Annotated in this window: 14 protein-coding genes; 5 read left to right on the top strand and 9 right to left on the bottom strand. The window is 67.6% G+C overall.

Features of this window, described 5'->3' with window-relative positions; all coding sequences use genetic code 11:
* Window positions 1-13 precede the first annotated feature (13 nt).
* From ACRSCF_RS29130 to ACRSCF_RS29120, 3 genes are read right to left on the bottom strand one after another with little or no spacing between them, the layout of a single operon-like run.
* Window positions 14-748 carry a hypothetical protein gene (locus tag ACRSCF_RS29130; protein ID WP_034368854.1) on the bottom strand — a complete coding sequence of 245 codons (735 nt, stop codon included), beginning with the start codon at window positions 746-748 and terminating at the stop codon, window positions 14-16.
* Between the two features lie 34 nt (window positions 749-782).
* Window positions 783-1,613, bottom strand: coding sequence for a biotin--[acetyl-CoA-carboxylase] ligase (locus ACRSCF_RS29125; RefSeq protein WP_016449407.1), 831 nt, complete (start codon window positions 1,611-1,613; stop codon window positions 783-785).
* Window positions 1,610-2,260, bottom strand: coding sequence for an SET domain-containing protein (locus ACRSCF_RS29120; RefSeq protein ID WP_016449408.1), 651 nt, complete (start codon window positions 2,258-2,260; stop codon window positions 1,610-1,612). Before ACRSCF_RS29120 ends, ACRSCF_RS29125 begins: the two co-directional genes overlap by 4 nt.
* Window positions 2,261-2,388: 128 nt before the next feature.
* Here ACRSCF_RS29120 and ACRSCF_RS29115 point away from each other — a divergent pair, with 128 nt between their 5' ends.
* The gene (locus ACRSCF_RS29115; RefSeq protein ID WP_034368856.1) at window positions 2,389-5,304 is read left to right on the top strand and encodes a DNA topoisomerase III; all 2,916 of its coding nucleotides are present in this window, start codon (window positions 2,389-2,391) and stop codon (window positions 5,302-5,304) included.
* A 218-nt stretch (window positions 5,305-5,522) separates the two neighbouring features.
* Window positions 5,523-6,302, top strand: a complete 780-nt coding sequence (locus tag ACRSCF_RS29110; protein ID WP_016449410.1) for a tyrosine-protein phosphatase — start codon at window positions 5,523-5,525, stop codon at window positions 6,300-6,302.
* Window positions 6,303-6,936: 634 nt separating this feature from the next.
* On the opposite strand, the gene ACRSCF_RS29105 is transcribed toward ACRSCF_RS29110, so the two are convergent.
* Together ACRSCF_RS29105 and ACRSCF_RS29100 are read right to left on the bottom strand one after the other, a co-directional pair.
* Entirely contained in the window at window positions 6,937-9,462 is a 2,526-nt protein-coding gene (locus ACRSCF_RS29105) for a penicillin-binding protein 1A (RefSeq protein ID WP_212645195.1), read from the bottom strand.
* Window positions 9,463-9,625: 163 nt separating this feature from the next.
* Entirely contained in the window at window positions 9,626-10,195 is a 570-nt protein-coding gene (locus tag ACRSCF_RS29100) for a ferritin-like domain-containing protein (protein WP_016449875.1), read from the bottom strand.
* 232 nt (window positions 10,196-10,427) lie between these two features.
* Between ACRSCF_RS29100 and ACRSCF_RS29095 the strand changes: the two genes are divergently transcribed.
* From ACRSCF_RS29095 to ACRSCF_RS29085, 3 genes are all read left to right on the top strand, one after another.
* Window positions 10,428-10,934: a glutathione peroxidase gene (locus ACRSCF_RS29095; RefSeq protein WP_013804566.1), complete on the top strand. Its 507-nt coding sequence runs from the start codon at window positions 10,428-10,430 to the stop codon at window positions 10,932-10,934.
* Window positions 10,935-11,043: 109 nt separating this feature from the next.
* Window positions 11,044-12,108, top strand: a complete 1,065-nt coding sequence (locus tag ACRSCF_RS29090) for an asparaginase (RefSeq protein ID WP_244387632.1) — start codon at window positions 11,044-11,046, stop codon at window positions 12,106-12,108.
* 113 nt (window positions 12,109-12,221) lie between these two features.
* Window positions 12,222-12,680 (top strand): RDD family protein, encoded by a 459-nt coding sequence (locus ACRSCF_RS29085; RefSeq protein WP_034366881.1) that lies wholly within the window; start codon window positions 12,222-12,224, stop codon window positions 12,678-12,680.
* A 102-nt stretch (window positions 12,681-12,782) separates the two neighbouring features.
* Here the strand turns inward: ACRSCF_RS29085 and ACRSCF_RS29080 are convergent, their stop codons facing one another.
* The 4 genes from ACRSCF_RS29080 to sbcD all read right to left on the bottom strand — a co-directional run bounded on the left by ACRSCF_RS29080 (window position 12,783) and on the right by sbcD (window position 19,378).
* Entirely contained in the window at window positions 12,783-13,391 is a 609-nt protein-coding gene (locus ACRSCF_RS29080; RefSeq protein WP_034366885.1) for a hypothetical protein, read from the bottom strand.
* A 206-nt stretch (window positions 13,392-13,597) separates the two neighbouring features.
* Window positions 13,598-14,536, bottom strand: coding sequence for a GSU2403 family nucleotidyltransferase fold protein (locus ACRSCF_RS29075; protein ID WP_034366888.1), 939 nt, complete (start codon window positions 14,534-14,536; stop codon window positions 13,598-13,600).
* Between the two features lie 82 nt (window positions 14,537-14,618).
* The gene (locus ACRSCF_RS29070; protein WP_244387631.1) at window positions 14,619-18,104 is read right to left on the bottom strand and encodes an AAA family ATPase; all 3,486 of its coding nucleotides are present in this window, start codon (window positions 18,102-18,104) and stop codon (window positions 14,619-14,621) included.
* A complete protein-coding gene (sbcD, locus tag ACRSCF_RS29065; protein ID WP_244387630.1) occupies window positions 18,101-19,378 on the bottom strand; it encodes an exonuclease subunit SbcD in 1,278 nt (425 codons plus the stop codon). The genes ACRSCF_RS29070 and sbcD overlap by 4 nt, the downstream gene beginning before the upstream one ends.
* Between the last annotated feature and the right edge of the window lie 69 nt (window positions 19,379-19,447).

The raw sequence follows: 19,447 nt of genomic DNA, 5'->3' as shown, positions 1-19,447 counted from the left end.
ATGCCCAACGGGTTCAGCAGGGTTTGAACGGCTTGCCCTCGAAGGCCTTGCCGCCCATGGCCTCGACCTGGCTGCGCAGTGCGGCCGTGGCCTGGGGCAGGCGCAGGGTGTAGAGCGTGATGTCGGGGCGCTCCTGCACCACGCGGGCCGTGCGCACGCCCTGGCGCGCGAAGTTGGTCAGCTCGCGCGTGGCCGCTTCCTCGGTGGAAAAGCGGCCCAGCGACAGGCCCGGCTCCAGCGCGCCGCCCGCACGGTCGAAATCGATCTTGCGGGCGCGCAGTTCGGCGCGCTTGCGTTCCAGGAATTCGGCGTCGGGGAACTTGCCCATGTAGACCATCCAGCGGCCCGGCTGGTGCGTGCTGCTCAGGTCCCATTGGTCGCTGGCGACCTGGGCGATGAGGCCGCGGCGCAGCGCCTCGGCATGGCGGTCTTCGATGCCCGTGGCCACCAGGCAGCTGGTGGGCTGGCCTGCAGCCTGGGCGGGCCTGGGTGCAGGGGCGGGCTCCTCGCCGCCTGCCGGGGTGGCGGCCGGCGCTGGCGTGGACGGGGCGGCGGCGGCCGGCGAGGGCGTGGTGGATGCGTTGTCCACGCTCAGCAGGCTCAGCGCCTCGGGGCGCACCTGCTGGGCCAGGCGCTCGGGCTCGGTCGTGGACGGGGGGGCCAGGCCCAGGGCCTGGAGCTGGCCGTGGCTCCAGAGGTAGTAGCCGGCATTGGCCAGCACCAGCAGCAGAAAGGCAATTCGCAGCATGTCGTTTCTCGGCGGGCCTAGTGCATCAATCGCTCTAGCCTACAGCAGCCGGCCGCACGCTGATTTCCGAGCTGGTGATGGCCTGCAGGCCGCGCGCCGTGCGCACCAGCAGCGCGCCATCGCGGCCCACGCCTTCGGCCATGCCGCTTTCGCCGTCGCTGAGATTGACGGCGCGCCCGCGCAGCAGGTCGCGCTGTGCAAAGCGGTCCACCAGCGGCGCAAAGCCCTGGGCGGCAAAGGCCTGGATGTCGGACACCAGTCCCGGCAGCACGCAGGCCAGGGCGGTGGGCGCGTCCAGGCGCTCGTCCAGTTCCAGCAGGCTGGCCGGCGGCGTGCGCATGCCGTCGCCGGGGCGGGGGCGCACATTCAGGCCGATGCCCACGACCACGTAGCGCGGCGTGCCGGGCTCATGCGCGGCGCTGCCGACAAAGCTGGCGGTCTCGATCAGGATGCCGCCGAGCTTGCGGTCGCCGTCGATCCACAGGTCGTTGGGCCATTTGAGGCCGATGCGCGGGCGCTGCGAGCCCGGGGCGGGCAATTGCGGCTGCAGGCTTTGCGCCACGCTCAGGCCCACGGCCAGCGACAGGCCGGACCAGTCGGCAGGCGCCAGCGGCATGCCCAGCGAGAAGGTCAGCGAATCGCCCACGCCGCTGGTCCACTGGCGGCCCAGCCGGCCCCGGCCGGCGGTCTGCACTTCGGTCACCAGCAGCACGGGTTCGTTGCGGCCATCGCGGGCGCGCGCCATCAGCTCGGTATTGGTCGAGCCGATGCTGGGCACGATCTCCACGGAAAAGCCCGGCAGTTGCGGCTCGATGGCCTGCCACAGCGACTCCGCAGGCCAGTGGATGGGGGACGAAGCCATCATGCGCCCGCCTTTGTCGAGGATGTGCCGGATTTTTTCTTCGGCTCTTGGGTGGGTTTGCCCAAAGGCTTTGGCGCTTGGGCCTGCTGTTTTTGGGGCCGCTTTGCCTTTTCAGACTTTTCCGATTTCGGCTTTGCGCCGGCCGGCAACGCATCGCCGGGCATGGGCGGGCGCCAGCCGCGCTTGGGCGCCAGCAGCGTGCCGCGGCAGGTGGCCGCACCGCACCAGCAGGGATACTCGGCCTTCAGCTTCCTGGTGTAGGGTTCGTCGATGATCAGGCCGTAGTCGTAGCTCAGCTCCTCGCCGGCGGCGATGTTGCGCAGTGCGACGATGAAGATGCGGCCATCGCGCTCGTCGGTGTAGCAGTTGGGCGCGCAGCTGTGGTTGATCCAGCGCGAGGAATTGCCGCCGTAGTTGGCATCGATCACGCGGTCTTCGTCGATGTGGAAGTAGAAGGTATGGTTGGGCTGGCTGGGGTCGTGCGGGTGCCTGTCCTGGGCTTCCTGCCAGCTGACGATTTCCCCTACGTACTCGACAAGGACCTCGCCTTCGGCAAGATCCTGCACGGCGAAGACGCCCTTGCCATGGACACCCGAGCGGCGGGTCTGGATACGGCGGCCGCCGGAAGGGGCCAAAGCTGTGCGGGGCATGTTTTCTCTGATAACTTGAATAGGCACACATGCGCGTGCGCGTACACGTACGTACACGCGTGAGCCATGGATTGTAGAAGCGCAGGCATGCGACATGCAGCTCCTGCGGGGAATGACGAGTACACACAATGACAAAGACCCTGGTGATTGCTGAGAAGCCTTCGGTCGCGCAGGACATCGTCCGCGCGTTGACTCCGGTGGCGGGCAAATTCGACAAGCACGATGAATACTTCGAGAGCGAACACTACGTCGTGACCAGCGCCGTGGGCCACCTGGTGGAAATCCAGGCGCCCGAGGAATTCGACGTCAAGCGCGGCAAATGGAGTTTTGCCAACCTGCCGGTGATCCCGCCGTATTTCGACCTCAAGCCCGTGGACAAGACCAAGAGCCGGCTCAATGCCGTGGTCAAGCTGGCCAAGCGCAAGGACGTCACCGAACTCATCAACGCCTGCGACGCGGGCCGCGAGGGTGAGCTGATCTTCCGCCTGATCGAGCAGTACGCTGCAGGTGCCAAGCCGGACGGCAAGGGTCTGGGCAAGCCGGTCAAGCGCCTGTGGCTGCAGTCCATGACGCCGCAGGCCATCCGCGACGGCTTCCAGAACCTGCGCAGCGACAGCCAGATGCAGGGCCTTGCCAGCGCGGCGCGCAGCCGCTCCGAGGCCGACTGGCTGGTGGGCATCAACGGCACGCGCGCCATGACGGCCTTCAATTCGCGCGACGGCGGCTTCTTCCTGACCACCGTGGGCCGCGTGCAGACGCCCACGCTGTCCCTGGTGGTGGAGCGCGAGGAAAAGATCCGCAAGTTCGTCAGCCGCGACTACTGGGAAGTGCATGCCGCCTTCGACGCGCAGGCCGGCCAGTACCTGGGCAAGTGGTTCGATCCCCAATGGAAGAAGAGCGAGGATGCGGAAGCCCGCGCCGACCGCATCTGGAACCAGCGCGACGCCCAGGCCATCGCCGACGCCGTGCGCGGCAAGCCGGCCCAGGTCACCGAGGAGTCCAAGCCCACGTCCCAGGCCAGCCCGCTGCTGTTCGACCTGACCAGCCTGCAGCGCGAGGCCAACGGCAAGTTCGGCTTCTCGGCCAAGACCACGCTGGCGCTGGCGCAAAGCCTGTACGAGCGCCACAAGGCCCTGACCTACCCGCGTACCGACTCGCGCGCCCTGCCCGAGGACTACGTGCCCGTGGCGCACCAGACCTTCGCCATGCTGGCCGGCAGCGGCATGCGCCACCTGGCGCCCTTTGCCCAGCAGGCGCTGGACGAGAACTATGTGCGCCCGACCAAGCGCATCTTCGACAACAGCAAGGTGTCGGATCACTTTGCCATCATCCCGACCACGCAGGCGCCCAGCGGCCTGTCCGAGGCCGAGCAAAAGCTCTATGACCTCGTCGTGCGCCGCTTCATGGCCGTGTTCTTCCCGAGTGCCGAGCACCAGGTGACCACGCGCATCAGCAAGGTCGAGCAGCACAGCTTCAAGACCGAAGGCAAGATCCTGGTCAAGCCCGGTTGGCTGGCCATCTACGGCAAGGAGGCCGCCAACGAGGTCGAAGGCGGCAAGGACGGCGACAAGGGCCAGCCCCTGGTCGCGGTGCAGCCCGGCGAGCAGCCGCGCGCCGGCCAGGTCGATCCCAAGGGCCTCAAGACCAAGCCGCCCGCGCGCTACTCCGAAGCCACGCTGCTGGGCGCCATGGAAAGCGCGGGCAAGCAGGTGGAGGACGACGAGCTGCGCGAGGCCATGCAGGAAAAGGGCCTGGGCACGCCTGCCACGCGCGCGGCCATCATCGAAGGCCTGCTGACCGAAAAGTACATGCTGCGCGAAGGCCGCGAGCTGATTCCCACGGCCAAGGCCTTCCAGCTCATGACGCTGCTGCGCGGCCTGGGCGTGGAAGAGCTCTCGCGCGCCGACCTCACCGGTGAATGGGAATACAAGCTGGCCCAGATGGAAAAGGGCCAGCTCTCGCGCGATGCCTTCATGCAGCAGATCCAGTCCATGACGGAAAAGCTGGTCAAGAAGGCCAAGGAATACGACCGAGACACCGTGCCCGGCGACTACGCCACCCTGTCCACGCCTTGCCCCAACTGCGGCGGCGTGGTCAAGGAGAACTACCGCCGCTACGGCTGCACGGGCAGCGACGGCCAGGGCGCGGGCTGCGGCTTCTCGTTCACCAAGTCGCCTGCAGGCCGCACCTTCGAGACGGCCGAGGCCGAGCAACTGCTGCGCGACCGCCGCCTGGGCCCTCTGGACGGCTTTCGCTCCAAGGCAGGCTGGCCCTTCGTGGCCGAGGTCACCATCGTGCACGATGAGGAAGGCGGCAACTACAAGCTCGAGTTCGACTTCGGCGACGACGCCGCTTCCGAAGACACGGGCGAGCTGGTGGACTTCGCCAGCCAGCAATCGCTGGGCCCCTGCCCCAAGTGCGGCGCGCCCGTCTTCGAGCACGGCAGCAACTACGTCTGCGCCAAGGCCGTGCCCACGCTGGCCCAGGCCACGCCCAGCTGCGACTTCAAGAGCGGGCAGATCATCCTGCAGCAGCCCATAGAGCGCGAGCAGATGCAAAAGCTGCTGCAGACCGGCAAGACCGACCTGCTGGACAAGTTCGTCTCCAACCGCACGCGGCGCAGCTTCAAGGCCTTCCTGGTGTGGGACGGCGCGGCCGGCAAGGTGAACTTCGAGTTCGAGCAGCGCGACAGCAAATACCCGCCGCGCAAGACAGCGGCCGCCAAGAGCGCGCCGGCCAAGAAGGCACCTGCCAAGAAGGCCGCGGCCAAGACCACGGCAAAGACCGCCACCAAGACTGCGCGCAAGCCGGCCGCCGGCACGTTGCAGCCCAGCGCGGCCCTGGCCGCCGTCATCGGCGAAGGCACGGTGGCGCGAACCGAGGTGGTCAAGAAGCTGTGGGAATACGTCAAGGCCCAGAACCTGCAGGACCCCAAGGACAAGCGTGTCATCCGCGCCGACGACAAGCTGCGGCCCGTCTTCGGCAAGGACAGCGTGAACATGTTCGAGCTGGCCGGCATCGTGGGGAAACATCTCACCCCCTGAGGCGCTTACGCGCCTTCCCCCTCTTTACTCGCTCCGCGAGGGAGGGGGACGACACCCTCGGTGCGGGGCGGCGCGGCCGGCTTAGGCCCTTCCTCGGTGTCCCTGGCTTTGGGGCGCGCCAGTTTTGAGGGCAGTGTTTGAGCTCTACGCCAGCGGGTCGCCGGCCTGACATGGGGGCAACACATGCTTGGGCTAATCTAGCGGGCATGGATACCGAAATGCTCACCCCGGCAGCAGCTGCCGCCGCTGCTTCCTCCCCGGCGCCCTCGCGCTCCATCCGCCTGGACGGCGCCTCCAACTTCCGAGACCTCGGTGGCTACGCGGGCCTGGATGGCCGGCGCGTGCGCTGGCGCACGCTGTTCCGTGCAGACCACCTGGCTGGCCTCAGCGCAGCGGACCTGGACGTGCTGCAGGGCCTGAAGCTCGCGCGCAGCGCGGACTTCCGGGGCAAGATGGAAAGCGCCCACCTGGCCTACGAATGGCCGGGCATTGCCCGCCATGCGCTCATCGTCGAGCCCACCGTGGTGCAGCGCGCCAGTGCCCTGATCGCCGCAGGCAACGACCTCACGGCCGCCCATGCCGAGGAGCTGATGCAGGACACCTACCGCAGCTTCGTGCACGCCTACGCACCGCGCTTTGCACAGTTGTTCCAGCTGCTGCTGGACAGCCAGGATCCGCTGGTCTTCCACTGCACGGCCGGCAAGGACCGCACGGGCTGGGCTGCCGCCTTGCTGCTCACCGCGCTGGGCGTGGACGAGGACACCGTGATGCAGGACTACCTGCTGACCAACCAGCTCTACCAGCGGCCCGCTACCACCTTCGCCCCCATGCCAGCCGAAGTGATGGATGTGCTGTGGCGCGTGCAGGCCTCCTACCTTGCGGCCGCCACCGACATGGTGCGGGCCGACTTCGGGGGGATGGAAGGGTATCTGCGGGATGCGCTGGGCATCGACAGTGCGGCACGCGAGCGGCTGGCCGCGCTTTACCTCGAAGGGTGATTACCTTCGCTCACGGGGCGGCAGGGTGGCGCGGCTAACATGGGCTGTGCCGGTCGGTTGCGCCGGAGTTCAAGGAGATTGCGATGAAATACGGCATGCGTGAGCTGGCCGCGATGGTGCTGGTGGCCCTGAGTGTGGGGCTGGCTGGCTGTGCGGGCGGGGTGCCTGGGGATGTTGCGGGGAGCCAGGCGTCCAGTGGCAGTGGGGTGACGGTGTTTGGGACTGTGGATGCCAATGTGAGTCATACGCGGACTTCGCGGTGACTCTTTGTGCTTTGGTTCTTTCGCTGGATTTGTCCCTGCCGGGTGGTTGTTTTTCGAGGCCGGGTTTCGGCCCGGCGGCCGACCTACTTTCTTATCGCGCGATAAGAAAGTAGGCAAAGAAGCGCGCCCCACTGCCCACGACCCTTCGCTTCGCTGCGGGCGACCTGCGTTGTGCGGGATGCGGGGTGCGCCGTGAAACTCGTTGCGCGCTGCGCGCTGCGCGCTTCACTCAAAACTCACGGCGAGCTAGACAACGAAGCAAGCCTGTCCTTCGGCAGGCTTGCCACCCCGCATCCCGCCCAACGCAGGCGTGGGCAGAAGGGGGGGAGGCTGGGGAACAGCCAACAGCCAACAGCCAACAGCCAGCCGGGTCAGGGCTGGATCGGCGTGATCACCACGCCGGTGCCTGCGGGGGCGTCTTCGCCGCCGGGCAGGGCGGGCGTGGCGGGGGTGGCTTCCTGCACTGCGCGCTGGTCCGTGGGGCCCAGCGTGCCCTGGGTGAGGGGGATGTTGGGGGCGGGCAGGGCGGGGGTGCTTTCTATGATTTCCTCGCCGGGCGACAGGCCCGGGCCGGGTGGCTCCGTGGGCTCGGGTGCGGGTTCAGGGGTCGGAGCCGGCTCCGGGGTGGCGGGTTGGCCGGGCTGTGCGGGCGGCTGCTGGTCGGCCCACCAGCCCTGCATGCGTTCGCGCAGGCGGCCGACCATGTCGGACCACCAGTGGCTTTGTTCGGGTGGCTCGAAGCGGGCCTTGGCGTCGATGACGGGGCTGCGCAGGGCGCGGGACATGAAGTCTCCCACCATGGGCAGGGCGCTGCGCGAGCCCTGGCCCCAGCGGTCGCTGCGCAGGGTGATGCGCGCGTCGTTGAAGCCGGCCCAGGCGCCGGTGACGATTTCCGGGTGCATGAGGATGAACCAGCCATCGGCATTGCCCTGGGTGGTGCCGGTCTTGCCGGCCACGTCGGCGTGGATGCCGTAGCGCTGGCGCACGGCCACGGCCGTGCCTTTGTCCACCACGGCGCGCAGCATGTCCACCAGGGCGTAGGCGTGGCCTTCGTCCAGCGCGCGCTCGGGCTTGGGCGGGCTGAACTCGGCGATGACCTTGCCGTCGGCGTCCTCGATGCGCGTGACCATCATGGGTGGCAGCCAGCGGCCACCGTGGGCCAGGCTGGCATAGGCGTTGACCATCTCCAGCAGTGACACCGGGCTGCTGCCCAGGGCCAGGGCGGGAACCTCGTCCAGCGGGCTCTGGCGCACGCCCAGGGCGCGGGCCAGGCGTGCCACGCGGGCGGGACCCACGGACTGCATGACTTCGGCGGTGATGGTGTTCTTGGAGTAGGCCAGGGCGTCGCGCAGCGTCATCTCGCGGCCCGTGGGGGGCGTGGCGTCGGTGGGGCGCCAGACTTCGCCGCCGGCCAGCTGGATTTCCACGGGGCTGTCCACGCGCTTGTCGTCGGGGGTGGCGCCCTGCTGCAGCGCGGCGCCATAGACAAAGGGCTTGAAGGTGGAGCCGGGCTGGCGCCGTGCCTGCTGCACGTGGTCGTAGGCGTCCTGCGTGAAGTCGCGGCTGCCTACCCATGCCAGCACTTCGGAGGTGGCCGGGTTCAGCGCCACGAAGCCTGCCTGCACGCGGGTCTTGTCCTCGCGCAGCTGCTTCATGAAGGCCTTGTCGGCCAGCAGGGCCTTGAGGGTATCTTCCTCGCTGTCCTTGTCCGTTGCCTTGTCCTTGCCTTGGCTGTCCGCGCGTTTGCGCGCGGCACGCCAGGCGGGGGTCTCTCGCACGAGTTGCTGCACCAGCGGGTTGGAGGCGTTCCAGCCGTCGCGCTGGCTCCAGGCGCCATTGGCCACGCCCTGCAGCGTGCGCGTCTGGCGCGCCACGGCCTGGTTGGCCCAGTTCTGCAGGCGCGAGTCGATGGTGGTGTGCACCACCAGGCCATCGGTGTAGATGTTGTAGTCGTTGCGGTCGGCCCAGTCGATCAGCCACTTGCGCAGATGCTGCGCGAAGTGCGGCGCCATGCCCAGGGGCTCTTCCTGGCGCTCGAAGTTGATGCGCATGGGGCGCTTCTTGAGCTGGGCGAACTCGGCCTCCTGCAGCACGCCGCGCTTGACCATTTGCGACAGCACCGTGTTGCGGCGGTACAGCGCGCGGTCGGGGTTGAGCACGGGGTTGTAGTAGCTCGTGCCCTTGAGCATGCCCACCAGCGTGGCGCTTTCCAGCACCGTCAGCCGCGCGGCCGGCTTGTCGAAATAGGTGCGCGCCGCCATCTCTATGCCGAAGGCGTTGTAGAGGAAGGGCACGGTGTTCAGATAGGTCTCGAGGATCTCGTCCTTGGTGTAGAGCGCCTCGATCTTGAAGGCCGTGATCGCCTCCTTGAGCTTGCGGTTGAGCGTGGGCGCGCGGCCGATTTCGGTCGGGTACAGGTTGCGTGCGAGCTGCTGGGTGAGGGTGGAGCCGCCCTGCGGATCGCCGCGCAGCGTGTGCACCACCGAGCCCAGCGTGCGGCGCCAGTCCATGCCGTGGTGCTCGTAGAAGCGGTGGTCCTCGGTGGCGATCAGCGCCTTGATCACCGAGGGCGACATCTCGTCGAGCTTCACCCACTGCCGGTTGCTGCGCTTGAACTGTGCGAGCTGCTTGCCATCCGCGCTCATGATCTGGGCTGGCTGCTCCAGCTTGGCCTTGCGTATGTCGCGGATGCCGGGCGTGAACGGGATCAGGGCCAGCACATACAGCGCGAACAGCAGCGGCAGCGCAGCGGCGAACAGCAGCCATTCGCGCCGGGTGGGCCAGCGGTGCCACCAGGGCAGGGCCGCCACGCGCTGGCCGATGCGGCTGGCCAGCAGCCTTTGCCAGGCTGCGAGCACAGCGTCGGGCAGCTTCAAGTCATTGAAAGAAAAGCGCATATTGCAAGACGGCCCTGATGACAGGACATCAGGGCCGATAGGGCGGGACCATTCCGCGAAGGCTAGAGAATGCCCAAAAAAACGGCACCCCGCTCGCGCGGGGTGCCTTGCCTATGGGCCAAGCCCCGGTATTGTCGGGCTGGCGTGTACTGGCGGGAAGTGCTTATTTCTCCAGCCAGTCGGACAGCTCGTCCGCATGCTCCTGCTCCTGCTCCAGGATGGATTCGATCAGCCGGCGCGTGGTCGGGTCCTTGTCGCCGATCAGGTCGATCATCTGGCTGTAGGCCTCGATGGCCACGCGCTCGGCGATCAGGTTGGTGCGGATCATGGCCTTCAGGTCCGTCTCGCCGTTGTAGTCGGCATGGCTGCGCTGGGTCAGCGTCTGGGGGTTGAAGTCGGGCTCGCCGCCCAGCTGCACGATGCGCTGGGCCAGCTTGTCGGCGTGGGCCATTTCCTCGTTGGCATGGACCAGGAACTCGTCGGCGATGGCCGGCGAGGCCAGGCCCACGGCGGTGAAGTGATGGCGCTTGTAGCGCATCACGCACACCAGCTCGGTGGCCAGCGAGTCATTGAGCAGCTTGATGATGTCCTCGCGCCAGGGCCCGAAATGCGGGGTCACGGCGCCATCGTCCAGGCTGCGCTTGGCAGCCTCCAGGGCCTTGGGGTCCAGCGCCAGGTGGCCGTTGCCGGGGTTGGATTTGGCTTGCTTCGTGGGGGTGCTGTTGGTGTTCATACAGGTGGTCTCTTCATCGTGGGACGGAAACTACGGCAGGCATGCGCCTATGCGGCTTGTAAACACCTGCCAGCGAAACGGGACCAGGCGGGCCGCTGTGCCCGCCTGTTGCCTTCCAAGGTAAGTTTTTGGCCGCCTGCTGTCTGTGAGACAAGTCCGCATCCCCATGCCCGGCCAGCGCGCCCCCGGGTGTCCCGGCGCTACCATGGATGCTCCACTCCAGGAGCACCGCATGAATGACACCGCCGCCGCGCCCCGCTCGGCCTACGACTTCGAGGCCACCTCCATCACGGGCCAGGCCGTCCCCCTGTCGGACTACCGCGGCAAGGTGCTGCTCATCGTCAACACCGCCAGCGCCTGCGGCTTCACTCCGCAGTACGCGGGACTGCAGGCGCTGCATGAGCAGTACGGCGAGCGCGGCCTGGTGGTGCTGGGCTTTCCGTGCAACCAGTTCGGTTCCCAGGAAAAGGGCAGCGAATCGGAAATCGCCAGTTTCTGCGACCTGAACTTTGGCGTGCGCTTCCCGCTCATGGGCAAGATCGACGTCAACGGCGCCAACGCCCACCCGCTGTACCGCTGGCTCACGGCCGAGGCGCCGGGCGTGCTGGGCACCAAGGCCATCAAGTGGAACTTCACCAAATTTCTCGTCGGCCGCGACGGCCAGGTCATCCGCCGCTATGCGCCGCAGGATGCGCCGGCCAAGCTGTCCACGGACATCGAGGCCGCGCTGGCGCTTTGATGCGCTGACCGCGCCTGTCCATCAGGGTTTCACGCAGGGCCGGCAGCGCGGGCCGGCCGCACGCCATGATTAGCATGCTCCTTGACATCACAACAAGGAGACAACACCCGTGAAAGCCTTCCGCCGCACCGCCCTCGCCCTGCTCACTGCCTGCACCCTGCCCATGATTGCTACCAGCGCCGCCGCCCAGGACAAGCCCGTGGTCCAGTTCATCGCCACGGGCGGCACCATCGCCATGAAGATCGACCCGGTCAAGAACGCGCCCGTGCCCGCGATCTCGGGCGACGACCTGCTGGCCACCGTGCCCGACGTGGGCAAGTACGCGCGTATCCAGGTCAACAACCTGTCCAACGTGCCCTCCGACTACATGGACCCGGCCCGCTGGGTGCAGCTCACCCAGGCCGTACAGGCCGCGCTGGCCCGCCCTGAGGTGGCTGGCGCCATCGTCTCGCACGGCACGGACACGCTGGAGGAAACCGCCTTCTGGCTGGACCTGACCGTGCAGTCGTCCAAGCCCGTCGTGCTCATCGGCGCGCAGCGCAATGCCTCGGTGTCCGACTTCGACGGGCCGCGCAACCTGCTCAACGCCGTGCGCATCGCCGTGGACCCCAAGGCGCGCGACAAGGGCGCCATGCTGGCCATGAACAACCAGATCAACGCCGCGCGCTACGTTACCAAGACACACACGGCCAACGTGGAGACCTTCCGCTCGGGTGAATTCGGCTTTCTGGGCGAGGTCTACCCGGACCGCGTCAGCTTCGCCTCCGCCCCCGCGCGCCGCCAGCACCTGCCCATCCAGGCGCAGACCATGCCCGAGGTGGAGATCTTCCCCATGTACGGCGGCGCCAACGGCCAGGCCGTGCGCCAGGCGGTGGACCGTGGCGTCAAGGGCATCGTCATCGACGCCCTGGGCATGGGCAACATGAACGTCGCCATGCTCGATGCCGCCAAGTACGCCATCGACAAGAACGTGCCCGTGGTCGTCAGCACGCGCGTGCACAACGGCCGCGTCATGCCCAGCTACGGCTTCGAGGGCGGCGGCAAGACCTCGTTCGAGGCCGGCGCCGTCATGGCCGACGACCTGCGCGCGCCCAAGGCGCGGATCCTGCTGATGCTGGCGCTGCAGTCCGGCGTGACGGGGCAGAAGGACCTGCAGGCGGTATTCGATCGATAGTTCGACCGACAGGCCGCCGCAACGCTGCCGCGCAGGCCCTGGCCTTGCGCGGCATTTCTGGCGGGGCACCGAGGTGGCACACTGGCAGCCCCATATGCCAACCAGGGCGCACCATGCAGGATGACGATCTCGAATACGTGGGCTTCTGGGCCCGCACCGGCGCCGCGCTGATCGACACCGTGATCCTGCTCGTGCTCATGCTGCCGGCCCTGATCTCCATCTACGGATGGGAATACCTGGAGTCCGAAAAACTGTTACACGGCCCGGCCGATTTCGTCATCTCCTGGGTGCTGCCTGCCATTGCCGTCGTCATCTTCTGGATCAAGAAACAGGCCACGCCGGGCAAGATGATCATCTCCGCCAGGATCGTGGACGCGCAGACCGGCGCGGACATGAGCACACAGCAGGCCGTCATTCGCTACCTGGCCTATTTCGTGTCCATCATCCCGCTGTGCCTGGGGCTGATCTGGGTGGCCTTTGACCCGCGCAAGCAAGGCTGGCACGACAAGATTGCGGGCACCGTGGTGGTCAGGCCCAAGCACCGGGGCGTGCAGCCGGTGAAGTTCCGCTGATATCCATATCGCACTGCTCCAGCGCGCTGGCCGTTTGTGCCTCGGCCTGCTTCAACGCCTTCTGGCTGTCTGCCAGGCTGCGGGCAAGGCCCGCCCCGTGGCTCAATCCTCTTCCAACCCCGGCTCGTCCACCACGAAGCCCGAGCCGTCCTCGTCGCAGAACACGCATTGCTGCACGAAGCTGTCCATGCTGCTGGCATGGAACCAGATCAGGCCCTGGTCTTCGTCGCAAAGCATGTCGGTCTGCTCGTCCACGCTGGCGGCGGCAAAGCCGCTCAGTTCCATTTCTTCGAGGAACTGCTCCAGGTCCTCGCAGCCCGCAAACAGCTCATGGTCCAGGCTGCCGATGCGGCCCTTGAAGGCGCCGTGCAGCACTTCCACGAAGGGGTTGCCGCCGGGGTCATGGCCAATGACCATGAAGTGCGCGGCAAACAGGTTCTCGCGCTGGTGGTCCTCCACGTCGCAGTGCTCCGAGCCTGCGCGGAAGTGGTGCAGGGTGCGCAGCCAGGCGTGGTTGTCGCCGGTCTCGTCGTCGGCCTGCAGGTAGTCCTCGCGGTCGGGCGCCGCTTCGAGCCGGTCGAAGTCCAGGCCGTTCTGCGTGATCAGGAACTGCGCGTAGGCGTCGGAGAAGCCTTGCGCGGCCTGGTATTCGCGCACCGCCTGGGCGTCGGGCAGGGCCAGGCCGAAGGGATTGGGAAAGCGCACTTGCATGGAACGGTCCTTGAAAAGGAGTGAACGGCGGCCACGCAGGCCGTGCCCGCAGGATGGTGCAGGCGTTGGGAGGCAGTTTGGTGACAGTTCTGTATTGAGCTGCAGAGCAGAGCAAAGCAGTGGCACGCAATGACTTCCCATATGTGCGTTGAACCCAGGCCTGCCTGCTCACAAATTGCACAGGTCTCAGACGTATCCGAAAGCACTCATGGAGGCAAGTACCCGTCCACCAGCGCTTGCACCACGTCCGCTTGCAGTACATCCCGCCTGCGCTTGATGGCCTCTCGCTCGCGCAGGCCGGCCATCCATCGCTTGAACGCGACGAAGGTTGCCGGGTGGACGGTATGCATGCGCGCCATGGCTCCATTGCTGGCGACGATGACGGCTGAAAACGGTGGCGCATCCAGCAGCACGTTGGCACGCCTGGCCTGGGCCACCCAGAAGTCTTCCTCGGCGTCGCTGAGTTTGATGGGGTGGGGATCGTCTGCCACACGTTCGCGACGGATGATGTCCACTTCAAAACCGTCTTTGTTGACGGCCGTGTAGAGCTGGCTTTTGCGCAGGCGGAACGTGCTGTCCACCTTCTTCAGTACGCCGAGCATGGAGCTGTCTACGCGGGCGAGTTGCGTGGCAAATTGCAGCCGCTTGCGGGTATCCCACAACAGGTCCATGTCGCGCGTGGCCAGGGCATCTGCCTGTAGCCGCAAGCCGGCTGCTGCCTCGTACGCGTAAAGCGCATGCGTTCCTACCACGCGAAAGTGCGGACTCAGCCCGGTGATCGACAGACGGTTGAGCAGCTCCACCACCAGCGGGTCCACCCTGCCTACGCGCAGCGCACGATTCAGTCGCTGGTGCTGGGCCAATGCGGCCTTGAGCCCGGCCAAACGCTCGGCGCTTTCCTGTTTGCGCTGCATGAAGCGTTCATAGATGGCTTCGGTTTCCGGCGTGCGAAGACCGAGGCTGGTTTCGGCGCCCGCAGGCGTGGTGCGGATCAGGTAGCTGGATTGAGGAGACGACGCCGGACCCGCATGCCAATACATGCCACCGCGTACTTGAGCCCCTTCATCCCGGGCTTCTTCCAGGGCTTCGAAGGTGGATACGGCGTCTATGTACTGGCGGGCCGCTGATGGCTGGAGGTCTTGCATTTCGGTATTTTTTTGAGAATTTCTCTTTTATACCGAAATTCTTTTAAAAACAACAGCCTAAGAGATTTTGAAACGCTTCGGATCACGAAGAAACCACCAGCCTCGAATGCCCCACGCCACCGCCTTTCTCCACCCGCACCTGCACGGCGATGCGTTCCTTGAGCGCCTCCACGTGGCTGATGATGCCGATCATCTTGCCGCTGTCGTTGAGCCGGTCCAGCGCGGTGAGTGCGATCTCCAGCGTGTCGGCATCGAGCGTGCCGAAGCCTTCGTCGAGGAACAGGGAGTCGATGGAGGTCTTGTGGCTGACCAGGTCGGACAGCGCCAGGGCCAGGGCCAGACTGACGAGGAAGGCCTCGCCGCCCGATAGCGTGCGCGTGTCGCGCGGGGTGTCGCCCTGCCAGCTGTCGACGATGTCCAGTTCCAGCTCGCCCTCGGGCTTGCGGCGCAGCAGGTAGCGGCCGTGCAGGCGCGACAGGTGGAGGTTGGCCAGGTGCAGCAGGTGGTCCAGCGTGAGGCCTTGGGCAAAGCGCCGGTATTTGTCCCCCTTGGCCGAGCCGATGAGGCCGTCCAGGTGCTGCCACAGCTCGCTGTCGCTGGCCTGGGCCGCAATGCGCTCGAACAGGGCCTGCTGGCCCTGGCGGCGGCGCTGGTCGTCGGCCAGCTGGGTGCGGACGCCGCCCAGTTGTTCGCTGAGTGCGTTGCGGCGTTCCTCCAGCGTTTGCAGGCGTGCCTGGATTTCTTCGGGCGCCGCCTCGGTCAGGGCCTGGGCCTGCAGTTGCGCGTGCTCGCGCTGTGCGGCTTCGAGCAGGGTGGCAGCGCGCTGTTGTGCCGCCTGCAGTTGCTGGCGCAGCGCGACCAGGCGCTGGCGTTCGGGTGCGGACAGCAGGGCCTGCAGGTAGGCGGGTTCGTCGGCAAAGGGGCTGGTGCTCAGGGCGGCCTGCCATGCGGATTCGGCCTGGGCCGCTTCCTCGCGCTGGCGGGCCAGCGTGGCCTGGGCCTGTTGCTGCTGGCCTTGCAGGGCATCCTGCTGCCGCGTGAGAGCGGCGATGTCGCTGGCGCATTCGGCCAGGGCCTGCGGCAGCTGTTCCAGGGGCGGCAAGGGCAGGGAAGGCGGCTCTGCCACAGCCGTATCGACGGGATGGTGCTGCGCCGTTCTCTGCACCTCGCACTGTGCCTCCCACTGTGTTTCCGACTGCTTTTTCCAGCGCTGCGCATCGGCCTCGGCCGCCTCGCATTCCTTGCGCTGCAAGGCCATCGATTGGGCCAGTTGCTGCAGGTCGTGCCGGGCCTGCTGCCAGTGCTGCCATTCGGCTTCGCGTGCCACAAGCCAGGGCTGGGCGTCGTCGGGCAGGGTGTGGCCGGCCTCGCCGAGTGAAGCCTGCAACTGCGCGTTCAGCGCCTGGGCTTCGGCCTGCAGGCCGGCGATGGATTGCTGCAGTTCTTCGCGGCGTGCGCTGTGGTCGGCCAGGGCCTGCTGCTGCAGCGCAAGCTGGCCTTGCGCGGTCTGCAGTGTCTGGCGGCTGTGTTGGGCGGCGTCCTTGGCCTGTTGCACGGCCTGCTCGCCTTGCTCGGCGGCCTGCACGGCGCGCTTGAGCGTGTCCAGCTGCCGGGCGCAGGCCTGGGCCGATGCGGCGAGGGTGTCGGCCTGTTGCCAACTGTCTGGCGCGAGTTGCAGGGGTTGCGTGAGGCCCTGCCATGTGTCGTGCCAGCGTGCGATGTCCTGTTCCAGTTCGTCGGCCTGGCGCTGGCGCGCCGCCTGCGCGGCCGTGGTGGCGGCCAGCGTGGCGCGGGCGGTTTCGCCCTGGGTTTGCAGGGCGTCGAGTTCCTCCTGCTTGCGGCGCAGCGCGGCTTCGGTGGCCGAGGCGTCCAGCGCTTCGTAGGCGGCCACGGCCGGGTGCTCTTGCGCGCCGCACAGCGGGCAGGGCTGGCCGGGCTGCAGGGCGTGGCGGTGCTCGGACAGGCTTTGGATGCGCTGCTCCTGGGCCAGCAGTTTTTGCTTGTCACGGACCTGTTCTCGCACGTCTATGTAGCGCGTGCGCAGGGCTTGCCAGGTGTCCGTCTGCTGCTGCGCCAGTGCTGTTCCTTCGCGCAATTCCCGGGCCAGTGTCTGTTGCTGGCGCGCAAGTTCGCGGCGCTGCGCGGCCTGGGTTTCTGCCTGGCGCCACAGGTGCAGGCGGTCCTGCTCTGCCTGCTCGCGCGCGCGCAGTTCGGCCATGCCGCCGCTGCCTTGAAGGCGCTGCGCCTGTTCGTCCTGCGCGTGCTGGAGTGCGGCGCTGGCGCGGGCCTGGGCATCGGTGGCGGCTTGGACCTGGGCCGCGCCGGCTTCGACGCTTTGCGCCATGCGGGCCTGTTCGGCATCCAGCTTGCGCAGGGCCTGCTGCTGGTGGGCAGCCTGCTGTTGCTGGCTGGCGCGCAGCTTGAACTGCTGGCGCCAGCTGCCCAGGCGCTCGCCCAGCAGGGCATGGGCTGCATGGTGGGTGCAGAACTGTTCCAGCGTTTGGTGCTCGGCCTGCTGGCGGGCCAGGGTGTCTTGCGCAGCCTGGGCCAGGCGGGCGGACAGGGCCTGGGCATGGCGGTGCTGCAGCAGCAGGCGGGTCTGGGTCTGCTGTTCGTGCTCGCGCAGTTGCTGCAGTTGCTGGCGGCTGTCATCGCAGGCGGCGGTGCTGCGCTGCCAGGCCTGGTGCAGCGGCTGCAGCGCTTGAGCAGGCTCGTCGTTGGCCAGTCTTTCCAGTTCGGGCGTGGCCTGCTCCAGTGCCTGGGCGGCGTCTGCGCAGCCGGTGCGGGCGGACTGCAGTGTCTGGGTGGCCTGGGCCAGTTGCTGCTGCCATTGGTGCTGGGCCTGGGTGCGCAGGTAGTCGGCCTGCAGCGTGGCCTGCTCCGTCACCAGGCTGTCGGCCTGGGCCTGCAGGGCATCGCGCGCCTCGGGCGTCAGCAACTCCACGCCATCGGCCTGGGCCTTGAGCTGGTCCAGGCGCTGGCGCGCATCGCGGGCGCGTTCGAAGACTTTCTGCGAGATCAGGCCGTAGATCTCGGTGCCTGTCAGCTCTTCCAGCAGGCCGGCGCGCTCATTGGCATTGGCTTGCAGAAAAGCCGCAAAGCCGCCCTGGGCCAGCAGCATGGATTTGGTGAAACGCTGAAAGTCCAGCCCGGTGATGGCGGCGGTCTGCTCGAGCTTGTCGCGCGTCTGGCTGCTGAGGATGCTGCCGTCGCCCCGGGCCAGTTCCACCTTGGGCGCCTGCAGTGCGCCATCCACCCTGTCGCGTGCGCGGCGCTGGCTCCAGAAGGCGCGGTAGACCTGTCCCTTGACCTCGAATTCGACCTCGGCCAGGCAGTCGGCCGTGTGGCGCGTCATGAGGTCGTTGGCGGATGCCGAGATGGTCTTCAGGCGCGGTGTCTCGTGGTACAGCGCCAGGCAGATGGCATCGAGCAGGGTGGACTTGCCCGCGCCCGTGGCCCCGGTGATGGCGAACAGGCCGTTGCCCGCGAACGGTGCCTGCGTGAAGTCGATGCGCCATTCGCCCTTGAGCGAGTTGAGGTTCTTGAGCCGCAGCGTAAGGATCTTCATGCGCGGGCCTCCTCGCCGTGTTCGCCGGCGCCTGGGTGGGGCGCATCAAGCCCGGCCACCACCTCCTGGTAGCGCCGGGTGAGGGCCTGGGCCAAGCCAGGCTCCAGTGTTTCCAGCGCCAGGCGGCGCTCGAAGACGTCGGCGGGGCTGATCTCGTGCAGCGACTCGCCAGCGGCGGCGGCCATGCCGGCCACCGCCCGGCCGCGCTGGCGCCGCACGCGCAGCAGTTCCACGGGCAGCTCGTCGGCCAAGGCCTGCACGCGGTCGGTGAGCTGGGGCAGGTAGTCGTCCTGCTCCACCACCACCTCCAACCACACGGGCCGTGCAGGGCTGCCGGCCTGGGCGGCGGCGCGCATCAGATCCGGCAAGGCGGTCAGGCTGCCTGCCACCGAGGCCATGGGCTGAAAGCAGGGAACGGGCAGGGGCGTGACGGTCTGCAGCCCTTCGGGGCCCAGGTCCACCAGCAGCATCTGCTTGGACTGGCGGGCCTCGTCAAAGCTCAGCGCAATGGGCGAGCCGCTGTAGCGGATGTGCTCCAGGCCGCCCACTTTCTGCGGCTGGTGGATGTGGCCCAGGGCCACGTAGTCGGCGGGTGGAAAGGCCGAAGTGGGAAACGCGTCCAGCGAGCCCACATAGATTTCGCGCACGGACTCGCTGCTGCTGGCGCCCACGGTGGTGAGGTGGCCCGTGGCGACGATGGGCAGGCGCTCGCCGCGTGTGGCGGCCAGCGTATCACGGCGAGCGATGGCGGCGTCGTGCACGTTGCGGTAGCAGGCCTCGATGGCGGCCTGCAGCGCCTGCTGTTTTTGCTCGGCGCTTTGGCCCGCCTGGCTCAGCATCACGTCGCGCGGGCGCATGAAGGGCAGGGCGCAGACGATGCAGCCAGGCATGGCAGGCTGGCCCGGCCGGCGCCGCAGCGGCAACTCCACCACGTGGCTGGCCGTCTCGCCCACGGCGGCCACCACGGTGGTGTCCAGGCAGGCCAGCAGCTCGCGGCTTTCGGCCAGCGTGGCCACGGAGTCATGGTTGCCGCCCAGCAGCAGCAGGGCCACGCCCGCCGCGTGCAGGCGCACCACGAGCTGGCTGTACAGCTCGCGCGCATAGCTGGGCGGCGCGCCGGTGTCGAAGATATCGCCCGCGATGAGCACGGCATCCACCGCCTGGGCATCGACCTGCTCCAGCAGCCAGTCGATGAGCGCAGCGTGCTCTGCCTGGCGGCTCTTGCCCATGAAGTGCTGGCCCAGGTGCCAGTCGGAAGTGTGAAGAAGGCGCATGGTTTCGGTATCGCGGTATCGGTCCAATGTCCGCCGGCTCTGGCGGGGGCGACAGTATGGTCGCTGGCG

This window comes from Delftia sp. 11MD (assembly GCF_050907895.1).
GTDB lineage: Bacteria > Pseudomonadota > Gammaproteobacteria > Burkholderiales > Burkholderiaceae_C > Comamonas > Comamonas tsuruhatensis.
This window is presented reverse-complemented; position numbering and strand designations above follow the sequence as displayed.